At 70.1% G+C, this 10,666-nt stretch carries 9 protein-coding genes; 7 read left to right on the top strand and 2 right to left on the bottom strand.

All coding sequences use genetic code 11. The annotated features are described in order from the left end of the window. Positions 1-139 precede the first annotated feature (139 nt). The 4 genes from G6020_RS02400 (at position 140) to G6020_RS02415 (ending at position 3,298) form a co-directional block, all read left to right on the top strand. Positions 140-580: a hypothetical protein gene (locus tag G6020_RS02400; RefSeq protein ID WP_347238291.1), complete on the top strand. Its 441-nt coding sequence runs from the start codon at positions 140-142 to the stop codon at positions 578-580. Between the two features lie 116 nt (positions 581-696). Next, positions 697-1,908 (top strand): NADH:flavin oxidoreductase, encoded by a 1,212-nt coding sequence (locus G6020_RS02405; RefSeq protein ID WP_182609543.1) that lies wholly within the window; start codon positions 697-699, stop codon positions 1,906-1,908. A 122-nt stretch (positions 1,909-2,030) separates the two neighbouring features. Continuing rightward, entirely contained in the window at positions 2,031-2,894 is an 864-nt protein-coding gene (locus G6020_RS02410) for an SDR family oxidoreductase (protein ID WP_182609544.1), read from the top strand. 5 nt (positions 2,895-2,899) lie between these two features. Continuing rightward, positions 2,900-3,298, top strand: a complete 399-nt coding sequence (locus G6020_RS02415) for a DoxX family protein (RefSeq protein WP_179525822.1) — start codon at positions 2,900-2,902, stop codon at positions 3,296-3,298. Between the two features lie 45 nt (positions 3,299-3,343). On the opposite strand, the gene G6020_RS02420 is transcribed toward G6020_RS02415, so the two are convergent. Further along, entirely contained in the window at positions 3,344-4,855 is a 1,512-nt protein-coding gene (locus G6020_RS02420) for a phospholipid carrier-dependent glycosyltransferase (protein ID WP_182609545.1), read from the bottom strand. A 143-nt stretch (positions 4,856-4,998) separates the two neighbouring features. Between G6020_RS02420 and rsmI the strand changes: the two genes are divergently transcribed. After that, a complete protein-coding gene (rsmI, locus tag G6020_RS02425; protein ID WP_179525820.1) occupies positions 4,999-5,838 on the top strand; it encodes a 16S rRNA (cytidine(1402)-2'-O)-methyltransferase in 840 nt (279 codons plus the stop codon). A gap of 39 nt (positions 5,839-5,877) precedes the next feature. Here the strand turns inward: rsmI and G6020_RS02430 are convergent, their stop codons facing one another. Then, a complete protein-coding gene (locus G6020_RS02430; RefSeq protein ID WP_182609546.1) occupies positions 5,878-7,092 on the bottom strand; it encodes an aminodeoxychorismate synthase component I in 1,215 nt (404 codons plus the stop codon). An 81-nt stretch (positions 7,093-7,173) separates the two neighbouring features. On the opposite strand from G6020_RS02430, the gene G6020_RS02435 reads away from it, so the two are divergent. Further along, positions 7,174-8,742: a BCCT family transporter gene (locus G6020_RS02435; RefSeq protein WP_182609547.1), complete on the top strand. Its 1,569-nt coding sequence runs from the start codon at positions 7,174-7,176 to the stop codon at positions 8,740-8,742. Between the two features lie 58 nt (positions 8,743-8,800). After that, a partial coding sequence (gene metG / locus G6020_RS02440; protein WP_182609548.1) for a methionine--tRNA ligase occupies positions 8,801-10,666 on the top strand: 1,866 nt, incomplete at its 3' end.

Here is a 10,666-nt window from a genome sequence, read left to right on the forward strand (position 1 = left end):
CGCACTAACGGAGATACCCACTAGCCACAGGGGTCGTCCCTGGCGGATCCGCGGGGCGCCCGTTCGTCGTGGACGCACCCGTAATCCACGCAAAGTCCACTTTAAGGTAAGCGAACTCTGATGTGCTGAGGTGCAGGCGGTGAGCGCCGCCCTCGACGACCCCAGGGAGAACGACATGTCCGGAAGACTTCTCACCGTGTGCGGCATGGCCGCCGTAACCCTCCTCGCGGGCGCCGGGACCGCGAACGCGCAGCTCGGTTCCGTCACCGGTTCGCTTCCGGGGTCGACCAGCGGGCCGGTCGGTTCCACGGCCACCGCGGTCTGCAACGTCGGTAGCGTGGCCAACCTCGCCGGGGCCGGACTGCCGACCAGCGCGGTCTGCTCGGTCGCACCGGCGCTGGGCAGGTCGATCGACCACCTGCTCGCCGGAGACACCAACGGTTCGGTCTCCGCGCTCGTCGGTGGCGTCCCGGGGGTGGGGAGTGCCCTGGAGAGGGTGGTACCCACGGACTCGGCGGCCGACCTGGTGGATCAGGCGCTCGCGGGGATCGACGCGACGTCGCTCACCCCCCAGGGCTGAGCGGGCCGGCGCGCGCTCGCAAGACGGGCACGGAGACAGGTGAGCCAATTGCACTCAGTGCAAAAGTGCTGGCCAAAGCGCGTGATCACTGGATTGGAACGCGTTATAGTTCGCTCATGACCCTCGCACCAGGTAGCCCCGCGCCCGATGTCTTCAGCCCGGCGAAGATCGGAAACGTGACGTTGCGCAACCGTATCGTCAAGGCCGCGACGTTCGAGGGCCGCTGCCCCGAGGGCCGGGTCACCGACGAGCTCATCGAGTTCCACGCCGAGTACGCCCGCGGCGGCGTCGGCATGACGACGGTCGCCTACCTGGCCACCTCGCCCGAGGGTCGGACCGACCGACATCAGTACCACTGGGGCATGGACGACGGCGGCATGCTGCGCAAGCTCACCGACACGGTGCACGCCGAGGGCGCGGCCGTCTCGGCGCAGGTCGGCCACGCGGGGGCGGTGGCCAATTCCGCCTCCAACAAGATGCCGGCGATGGGGCCGTCCCGCATCCCGGCCCCCACGGGAATGTCCCTGACCAGGGCCTGCACCGAGGCGGATATCGATCGGATCGTGGAGGACCACGTCCGAGCGGCCCGTGGGGCGGCGGAGGCCGGGTTCGACGCCATCGAGGTGCACTTCGGGCACAACTACCTGGTGAGCGAGTTCCTCAGCCCCAAGCTGAACAAGCGCAAGGACTCCTACGGCGGGTCCCTCGAGAACCGTGCTCGGTTCGCCCGCCGCATCGGCCGCTCCATCCGCGACGCGATGGGCGACCGGATCGCCGTGACCATCAAGCTCAACATGGACGACGGCGTGCCCGGCGGATTCTGGATCGACGAGGCCGTGCAGGTGGCCAGGTGGATCGAGGAGGACGGCTCGGCGGACGCCCTGGTGATGACCGTGGGCAGCTCCCTGCTCAACCCCATCTACCTGTTCAAGGGCGACGCGCCGCTGCACGAGTTCGCCGCCACCCAGCCGACGGTCATCAAGCTGGGCATGAAGGTCGTCGGACCCAGGATGTTCAAGGAGTACCCCTACACGGACGCCTACATGCTCGACGACGCCCGCCAGATCCGCGAGGCCGTGAGTATGCCCATGATGCTGCTCGGGGGGATCGTCGACCGACCGTCGATCGACAAGGCGATGAGCGCGGGATTCGAGTTCGTGGCCATGGGGCGCGGCCTCCTGCGTGAGCCGGACCTGCCCAACAAGCTGAGGGCCGATGATCGTCGTCGGTCCCTGTGCGTGCACTGCAACCGATGCATGGCCACGATCTACAGCGGGAGCCGCTGCGTGTTGCGCGACCAAGTTCCGCCCGTCCCGGCGCGCGGCTGACCCCGACCGGCGTCAGGCCACCTTCCTGACACCGGCGTCAGGCCACCTTCCTGGCACCGGCGGGCCGCTACGGTGGGACCCCAGGAGGCCCGCTCGAGCGACCCGGGCCGGAAGGGGAGCACATGTCGAGGCGACGGATCACCGACTACCGTGGCAAGACCTGCGTGGTCACCGGAGCGGCCAGCGGGATCGGCCGCGCCGTGGCGATCCGGCTGGCGGGCGAGGGCGCGCGGCTGGTGCTGACGGACCGCGACGCCGCCGGGTTGCAGACGGCGGCACAGGCCTGCCGGGACGCGGGTGGCGCGGTGCTGGGCTCCGAGACCGTGGACATCACCGAGCACGAGGCGGTGATGGGGTTCGGCGAGAGCACGATCGCCGCGCACGGCGCCCCGCACGCGATCTTCCACGTCGCGGGCAACTCGGCATGGGGGCGGCCCGACCTGCTCGAACACCGCGTCTGGCGGTCCATGGTCGAGGTCAACCTCATGGGCACCATCCACGTGATCGAGGCGTTCGTCCCGGCGATGATGGCGGCGAAGCGACCCGCCGCGCTCGTCATGGTCTCGTCCGCCGCCGGTCTGCTGGGTCTGCCGTGGCACGCCGCGTACAGCGCCGCCAAGTTCGGCATCCGTGGCATCGCCGAGGTGCTCCGCTTCGACCTGGCGCCGTACGGGATCGGCGTGCACCTGGTGTGTCCCGGCGGGGTGGACACCCCGTTGGTGGAGACCGTCGAGATCGCGGGCGTGGACCGTTCGAACCCGCAGGTCGCCAAGACCGTGGACCAGTTCAGACGCCATGCCGTCACCCCGGAGGTCGCGGCCGAGAAGACACTCGAGGGCGTACGCAAGGGGCGCTACATCGTCTACACCTCGCCGGACATCCGACTGGGGTTCGCCGCCCAGAAGTTCGCTCCGCCGCTCTACACGCTCGCGATGCGACTCCTGAGCCGTCGCATCAACAAGGCCGGAGAGGGAATCCTCTCGTGAGGGGGATGGAGACCCTCAACGACGCCGCCATCCTGCTGGCCCGGCTCGGGCTCGGGGCGGTGTTCGTGGCCCACGGATGGCAGAAGTTCTTCACGCTGGGGTTGAGCCGGGTGGGTGAGCAGTTCGCCGGGTACGGGATCCCGCAGCCGGAGGTGACCGCCGCGGTCGTCGCCGGGGTCGAGTTGATCGCGGGGATCGCACTCATCGCGGGCATCCTCACGCCGCTGGCCGGGATCCTGCTGGCGGTGGACATGGCGGGAGCCCTGTATTTCGTCCATGCCACCAACGGGCCCTTCGTCACCCAGAACGGCTGGGAGCTCGTGGTGGCACTCGGGGTGGGCGTGTTGCTCATCGCGGCGGTCGGGGCGGGCCGGTTCAGCATCGACCGGGCGCTGGGCGGGTAGGGCCGGCGTCGCTCGCGGTGGGCGGCACGGCGGGGCGAGTCGAGGCTAACGCCAGGACGGCAGCCAGAGCTGCTGGTTCCATTCCGTCGAGGTGATGGACATCCCCGACAGGATGGGCAGCATGTAGAGGAAGTTGGCCACCACGAGCCCCAGATAGAGGCACACGATCGCCCGGCCGATCGTCTTGCGCCGTGGCGAGTCGGTGGACCTGCCGGCGATCTCGCCCAGCACCAGCGCGACCATCATCACGAAGAACGGCACCATCACCGAGGCGTAGAAGAAGTACATCTGGCGGTCGTGCTGGAAGAACCACGGCAGATAGCCGGCCATGTAGCCGACGAGCGGGAACGCGTACCGGCCGTCGCGGCAGATGACGGCCCGCCAGAACGCCCAGCCGAGCACCGGGATCGCGAGCCACCAGATCGCGGGCGTACCGAGGAGCATGATGGCGCGGACGCAGGAGTCCTGACCGCAGCCGGTCACGTCCTCGCCCTGCTCGACGTAATAGAGCATCGGCCGCAGGCTCATCGGCCAGGTCCACGGCTTGGACTCCCACGGGTGTCGGTTGCCCGCCGAGGTGGTGAGCGAGGAGTGGAAGTCGAGCACGGACGACTGGTAGTACAGCCACGACTGGAGTGAGTCGGGCAGCCAGTTGTCGTCGACCTTTGACCCCACCGCGTGCCGGTACACCGAGTTCTCGCCGGCGAACCACGGGAGCCAGGTGAACATGTGGATCAGGGCGGGCCAGATGACCAGGGTGACGAAGGCCGGGACGGCATCCCGGAGCAGCGTGCCCGCCAGCGGTCGCCGCACCCCGTAGCGACTGCGCAACGCCCAGTCCCAGGCCACCGTCATGAGGCCGAAGAACGCGATGAAGTACAGGCCCGACCACTTGACGCCGAGGGCCAGCCCGAGCATGACGCCGGCGGTGAACCGCCACCAGCGGAAGCCCAGTCGCGGTCCGAAGTCCGACAGGTGGAGCCGGCCGGCGAGCGCGGCGCGGTGCATCCGGCCGCGCATCTGGTCGCGGTCGACGAGCAGGGCACCGGCGGCGGCAGTGACGAACAGGACCTGGTAGATGTCGAGCATGCCGATGCGGGAGGTCACGAAGGTGACCCCGTCCAGACACAGCAGCAGGCCCGCGACCAGGCCGAGTTGCGTGGATCGGGTCAGCCGCCTGGTGATCCGCATGACCATGAGCACCACGAGCACGCCGCAGATCGCGGCGGTGAACCGCCAGCCCAGTGGGGTGTAGCCGAAGAGCAGTCCGCCCAGCGACTCGATCTGCTTGGCGACGGGCGGGTGGACCACCAGTCCGTAGGCCGGGTTCTCCTCGATCCCCAGCTGCGCGATGCTGAACGACTGCGGCGCGTAGTGCTTCTCGTCGAAGACCGGGGTGCCCTCGTCCGTGGCGGAGGTCAGGCCCCAGAAGCGCGAGAGGAAGGCCAGGACCAGGATGACGCCGGTGGCGATCCAGTCGCGGGGGGTGTCGACCGGCCCGGTGTCCGGATCCGGGAGCGGGCGGCCCGGGGATCGCACGCCTGGGGTCGAGGTCACACCGCGAGCATAATGGTGGCCTTCCCGGGACCGGGGACACGGGCAGGGCAGGACGCGGGCGAGACGCGGACGAGACTCTGGCGAGACGCGGGCGCGGACATCGGCGACCGGGGACGGGGGCGACCGGGGATAGGGTGGAGCGCATGACGTCCGGACGTGTCGTGTTGGCGGCCACCCCCATAGGGAATCCGGGCGACGCCTCCTCCCGGCTGAAGGACCTGCTCGCCACCGCCGACGTCGTGGCCGCCGAGGACACCCGGCGTCTGCGCGGGCTCGCCACGGCGCTCGGGGTGACGGTCCCCGGCCGGGTCATGAGCTTCTACGAGCACAACGAGACGGGCCGCGTGCCCCAGCTGATGGACCGGGTCCGCGCCGGCGACGTGGTGGCCGTGGTGACCGACGCCGGGATGCCCGCGGTGTCGGACCCGGGGTATTCGCTGGTCACCGCGTGTATCGAGGCCGGGCTCCCGGTGACCTGCCTTCCCGGCCCGTCGGCCGTCACCACGGCACTGGTGCTCAGCGGCCTGCCCGTGGACCGGTTCTGTTTCGACGGCTTCCCCCCGCGCCGCGCTGGTCGTCGCCGGACCTGGCTGGCCCGGCTTGCTGCGGAGGAGCGCACGTGCGTGTTCTTCGAGTCGCCCCACCGCCTCGGGGACACTCTCGCCGAGGCGGCGGAGGTGCTGGGCGCCGGTCGGCGCGCGGCGGTGTGCCGTGAGCTCACCAAGACGTACGAGGAGGTCCTGCGGGGCACGCTCGGCGAGCTGGCCGAGCGGACCGCCGACGGGGTCCGCGGGGAGATCGTGGTGGTGATCGAGGGGGCGGACGCCGCGGACTCGACCGCCACGACCGAGGACCTGGTCGAGATCGTGGAGGAGCGGGTCGAGGCGGGAGAGCGGCTCAAGGACGCCTGCGCGGCCGTCGCCGAGGGCTCGTCACTGACCAAGCGGGAGCTCTACCAGGCGGTCGTCGACTCGCGGGGCTGAGCACCTCGCGGGGCTGACCACCACGTCGCGCGCTGCCGACTACCAGGGCACCGGTCCACCGCCCCAGGTGAACGCGGCCTTGTGTACGCACTCGTCCCACTCGGCGTCGGGGTCCGAGTCGATGGTGATGCCGCCGCCCACGCCCAACTCGACGCGCCCGTCGGGGGTGGCCTCGAGGGTGCGGATGGCCACCGCGAGCTCGAGGTCCCGGCCCAGGGCGAGGCCGTACGCCCCGCAGTGCAGGCCCCGCGACCGCGGTTCCCACCCGGCGATCAGCTCGCGGGCCCGTGCCTTCGGCGTCCCCGTCACCGAGGCCGGGGGGAAGGTGGCCTCCACCAGCGCCGCGTTGTCCGCGGTCGTGCGGGCGGTGACGGTGGAGACCAGGTGGTGCACGCCGGGCGCCGGGCGGATGGCGAGCAGGTCGGTCACGGTCACCGACCCGACGTCGGCCACGCGCCCGAGGTCGTTGCGGACCAGGTCCACGATCATGATGTTCTCCGCGATGTCCTTCGCGGACCCCAGCAAGAGCGCCGGGTCCAGGTCCGCCGCCAGCGTGCCCTTGATGGGGCTGGACCGCACCTGATCGCCGCGGCGCACCAGGTACTCCTCGGGCGAGAACCCGAGGACGGCGCCCCAGGGTCCCTCGAGATACGCCGAGCGTGCGGCGGGGGAGTGGCCGGCGATCGCGAGGAAGGTCTCGAGCGGGTCCGCGCGGAGCCTGCCGTGCAGTCGCGTGCTCAGACAGGCCTGGTAGACCTCGCCCGCGCGGATCGACTCGAGACAGTCCGTCACGGCCGAGCGGTGCGCCCCGCGGTCCGGCACGGCCCAGTCCGGGAAGTGGTCGGCAGGGTTGTCGTCGTTGTCGTTGTTGTCGTCGTCCTGGCGGCCGTCACGTCGGGCGGCACCGTGGTCGCGGACCACCTGCGCCGGGTCGGGGGCGTCGCCGTGGCGTGTCCACCGGCCGTCGGCGTCGAGGGTGAGCCACCCGGAGGCCTCGCCGCGCACCGCGGCCGGGAGCGGTGGGGCGGCGCCGGGCACGGTGTCGGGAAAGGACCGATAGACGACGACGAGGTGGTCGCTCTCCTCGAACGCCGACTCCTGCGACACGGGCCGGAGGTCGACCGACGGGACCACCACGGCGCGGCGATCCCGCCAGTCGCCGAGGAAGGCGGCAGGGGGCGCCAGGCCGTGTGACCGCGCCCGTTCCCGCAGCGCACGGAGCAGCTCCGGGACGGGTATCAGACGCTCGCGCACCCGTTCATGCTTACACGCACCTGTGCTGGTGAAGAACTTATTATCTTGCACAGCGCCGAAGTTGTTGACAAGGTTTCAGGAATGTCCACCTCTAGAGAACAGAAGAGTGACCCCGGGAACACGCCGACCACCGCGCCGACGACGAAGCCGCGCGCCGACTTCGCGGTGATCGTCCCCGCCGCCGTGATCGCCCTGATCGTGGTGGTGTGGGGCTTGTTCTACACGGTCTCGTTCGAGAGCGCCGCGGGTCGGGCGTTCGACGTGGTGGTCCACACGGTGGGCTGGTTGTTCATCGTGGTGGCCACCACGGTCGTGGCCTACACCGTCTATCTGGCGTTCTCCCGCTTCGGCGCGATCCGGCTGGGAGGCGACCACGAGAAGCCTGAGTACTCCACCCGGTCCTGGATCGCCATGATGTTCGCCGCGGGCATGGGCATCGGTCTGATGTTCTACGGCGTGTCCGAGCCGCTCACCCACTTCCAGACCCCGCCGCCGGGTCAGGAGCAGCAGTACGACGTGGCCATGGCCACCACCGCCTTCCACTGGACCCTGCATCCGTGGTCCATGTACGCCATCGTCGGCCTGGCCCTCGCGCTGGCGGCCTACCGCTTCAAGCGCGGCCACCTGATCTCGCAGGCGTTCGTCCCGCTGATCGGCGAGAAGCGGGCCAACGGGTGGATGGGCAAGGTGCTCGACATCGCGACGGTCGTGGCCACGATCTTCGGTACCGCCGCCTCGCTCGGTCTCGGCGCGCTGCAGATCCGGGCCGGGCTGAACGAGACCGGTGCGGTCAGCGGCGGCGGCATCGCGCTCGTCGTGGGCGTCATCGTGGTCCTGGGACTGGTGTTCCTCGCCTCGGCGGCCTCCGGGATCGGCAACGGCGTCCGGATCCTGTCCAACATCAACCTGGTGCTGGCGGTCTCGCTCGCGCTGTTCGTCGCGATCTTCTCCGGCGCGCTGTTCTTCATGCTCGACCTGGTCCCCACCACCGTCGGTGCGTACTTCTCCGACTTCTTCGAGATGGCCTCCCGCACCGCGGTGAGCGAGAACGGCGAGGCGGCCGAGTGGCTGTCCGGCTGGACGGTCTTCTACTGGGCCTGGTGGATCTCCTGGTCGCCCTTCGTCGGGATGTTCCTCGCCCGGATCAGCCGGGGCCGCACGGTCCGCGAGTTCATCATCGGCGTGGTCCTCATACCCAGCACGCTGTCGGTGCTGTGGTTCTCGATCTTCGGCGGGTTCGCCCTGTATCTCGAGGACGCCGGTCGGAGCATCTTCGGCGACGGTTCGCTCGAGCCCCAGCTGTTCAACCTGCTCCGCGAACTGCCGCTCGCGCCGGTGCTCATGGTGGTCGCCATGGTGCTCATCGCCGTCTTCTTCATCACCTCGGCCGACTCGGCGTCGATCGTCATGGGCGGCATGGCCCAGCACGGGGTCGAGGAGCCGTCACGGTGGATCGTCATGCTCATGGGTACCTTCACCGCGGCGGTCGCGATCATCATGCTCCTCGCGGGCGACGGCGGCGGGAACGCGCTGTCGAGCCTGCAGAACATGACCATCATCGCGGCGTCACCGTTCGTCCTGGTGCTGATCGCCCTGTGCGTGTCGATCCACAAGTCGCTCTCGCACGATCCGGCGGCCGAGAACGCCTGACGCGGGCCGGGTGCACTCCCGGCACGGCGGCCGCGGACGCGACCACTACTCTGGACGCATGGCGAAGACAGTCCTGACCGCGGTCGCATGGCCGTACGCGAACGGCCCCCGGCACATCGGACACGTCTCCGGGTTCGGGGTGCCGTCGGACGTCTTCTCCCGGTACCAGCGGATGGCCGGCAACGACGTGCTGATGGTCTCGGGCACCGACGAGCACGGCACCCCGCTGCTCGTGCAGGCCGAGAAGGAGGGGGTGTCGGTCCAGTCGCTCGCCGACCGGTACAACCGGGTGATCGTCGACGACCTGGCCGGACTGGGGCTGAGCTACGACCTGTTCACCCGCACCACCACCCGCAACCACTACTCGGTGGTCCAGGAGCTCTTCCGGGGCCTGCACCGCAACGGGTACATGGTGGCCAAGACCACCACCGGGGCGGTGAGCCCGTCGACGGGCCGCACCCTGCCGGACCGGTACATCGAGGGCACCTGCCCGATCTGCGGTTACGACGGCGCCCGGGGCGACCAGTGCGACAACTGCGGCAACCAGCTGGACCCGGCGGACCTGAAGAACCCGGTCTCCAAGATCAACGGTGAGACCCCGAAGTTCATCGAGACCGAGCACTGGTTCCTGGACCTGCCCGCCCTCGCGGACTCGCTGGGGGACTGGCTCAAGGGTCGGAAGGACTGGCGGCCCAACGTCCTGAAATTCTCGCTCAACCTGCTCGAGGACCTGCGTCCGCGTGCGATGAGCCGGGACATCGACTGGGGGATCCCGATCCCGGTCGAGGGCTGGCAGGACCGGGGCGACAAGAAGCTCTACGTGTGGTTCGACGCCGTGGTGGGTTACCTGTCCGCCTCGATCGAGTGGGCGTGGCGCTCGGGTGAGCCCGAGGCGTGGCGTCGCTGGTGGACCGACCCCGAGGCCGTCTCCCACTACTTCATGGGCAAGGACAACATCACGTTCCACTCGCAGATCTGGCCGGCCGAGCTCATCGGCTACGACGGCCGGGGTGCGCACGGTGGCGAGCCGGGCGCGCTCGGTGCGCTCGGCCTGCCCACCGAGGTGGTCTCGTCGGAGTTCCTCACCATGTCCGGGTCCAAGTTCTCCTCCTCGCGGGGCGTGGTGATCTACGTCCGCGACTTCCTGGCGGAGTTCGGCCCCGACTCGCTGCGGTACTTCATCTCGGTGGCCGGCCCGGAGAACCAGGACACCGACTTCACCTGGGACGAGTTCGTGCGACGCACCAACGCCGAGCTCGTGGGCGGCTGGGGCAACCTGGTCAACCGCACGGTGTCGATGGCGCACAAGAACTTCGGCGAGATCCCGCGCCCCGGCACCCTGACCGACCTCGACGCCGAACTCCTGCGTGACGCGGAGTCCGCGTTCGCCACGGTCGGCGGCCACCTCGAGCGCTCCCGCTTCAAGGCCGGTGCCACCGAGGCGATGCGGATCGTCGGCGCCGCGAACCGCTACATCGCCGCGACCGAGCCGTGGAAGCTGGCCAAGGAGCCGGACCAGCGCGAGCGCCTGGGCACCGTGCTGCACACCGCCCTGCAGGTGGTCTCCGACGCCAACACCCTGCTCACCCCGTACCTGCCGTCGGCCGCGCAGCAGATCCACGGCGCGATCGGCGGGCAGGGCGTGTGGGCCGCGTCGCCGCAGGTCCACGAGGTGATCGACGACATGCCGGTGGACCTGGTCGGGACGGGCCTGCCCGAGGCCGGGCGCAGTTACCCGGTGATCATGGGCGACTACGCCTCCGAGCAGGCCCGGTGGGCGCGCACCGAGCTCACCCCCGGGATCCCGCTGGCTAAGCCCAGCCCGCTGTTCGCCAAGGTCGACCCGGAACTCGCCGAGACCGGACCCGCCTGGGCGCCCATCCAGCCGGCGACGGCCCCACCGGCCACGCCCCCACCGGCCACG

This window comes from Dietzia sp. B19 (assembly GCF_014145155.1).
In the GTDB taxonomy this organism is placed as follows: Bacteria; Actinomycetota; Actinomycetes; order Mycobacteriales; family Mycobacteriaceae; genus Dietzia; species Dietzia natronolimnaea.